This is a genomic window from Pseudomonas sp. yb_9, assembly GCF_043103635.1.
GTDB lineage: Bacteria > Pseudomonadota > Gammaproteobacteria > Pseudomonadales > Pseudomonadaceae > Aquipseudomonas > Aquipseudomonas monteilii.
In genome coordinates this window covers 1-1,294 of sequence record NZ_JBICKA010000083.1, presented here as the reverse complement: position 1 = coordinate 1,294, position 1,294 = coordinate 1, and the positions used below count along the sequence as shown (strand labels likewise).

Here is a 1,294-nt window from a genome sequence, read left to right as displayed (position 1 = left end):
CCCTCGCCGGCGCACCTTCTCCCGAAGTTACGGTGCCATTTTGCCTAGTTCCTTCACCCGAGTTCTCTCAAGCGCCTTGGTATTCTCTACCTAACCACCTGTGTCGGTTTGGGGTACGGTTCCCAGTTATCTGAAGCTTAGGAGCTTTTCTTGGAAGCATGGTATCAACCACTTCGTCGCCTAAAGGCAACTCGTCATCAGCTCTCGGCCTTGAAATCCCGGATTTGCCTAAGATTTCAGCCTACCACCTTAAACCTGGACAACCAACGCCAGGCTGGCCTAACCTTCTCCGTCCCTCCATCGCAATAACTGGAAGTACAGGAATATTAACCTGTTTTCCATCGACTACGCTTTTCAGCCTCGCCTTAGGGACCGACTAACCCTGCGTCGATTAACGTTGCGCAGGAAACCTTGGTCTTTCGGCGTGCGAGTTTTTCACTCGCATTGTCGTTACTCATGTCAGCATTCGCACTTCTGATACCTCCAGCAAGCTTCTCAACTCACCTTCACAGGCTTACAGAACGCTCCTCTACCGCATCACCAAAAGGTGATACCCGTAGCTTCGGTGCATGGTTTGAGCCCCGTTACATCTTCCGCGCAGGCCGACTCGACTAGTGAGCTATTACGCTTTCTTTAAAGGGTGGCTGCTTCTAAGCCAACCTCCTAGCTGTCTAAGCCTTCCCACATCGTTTCCCACTTAACCATGACTTTGGGACCTTAGCTGACGGTCTGGGTTGTTTCCCTTTTCACGACGGACGTTAGCACCCGCCGTGTGTCTCCCATGCTCGGCACTTGTAGGTATTCGGAGTTTGCATCGGTTTGGTAAGTCGGGATGACCCCCTAGCCGAAACAGTGCTCTACCCCCTACAGTGATACATGAGGCGCTACCTAAATAGCTTTCGAGGAGAACCAGCTATCTCCGAGCTTGATTAGCCTTTCACTCCGATCCACAGGTCATCCGCTAACTTTTCAACGGTAGTCGGTTCGGTCCTCCAGTCAGTGTTACCTAACCTTCAACCTGCCCATGGATAGATCGCCCGGTTTCGGGTCTATACCCAGCGACTAAACGCCCTATTAAGACTCGCTTTCGCTACGCCTCCCCTATTCGGTTAAGCTCGCCACTGAATATAAGTCGCTGACCCATTATACAAAAGGTACGCAGTCACCTAACAAAGTAGGCTCCCACTGCTTGTACGCATACGGTTTCAGGTTCTATTTCACTCCCCTCTCCGGGGTTCTTTTCGCCTTTCCCTCACGGTACTGGTTCACTATCGGTCAGTCAGTAGTATTTAGC

Annotated in this window: 1 rRNA gene; it reads right to left on the bottom strand. The window is 51.5% G+C overall.

Annotated elements, in window-relative coordinates:
• A 23S ribosomal RNA gene (locus tag ACF8MI_RS21925) occupies positions 1-1,294 on the bottom strand; the annotation flags it as partial.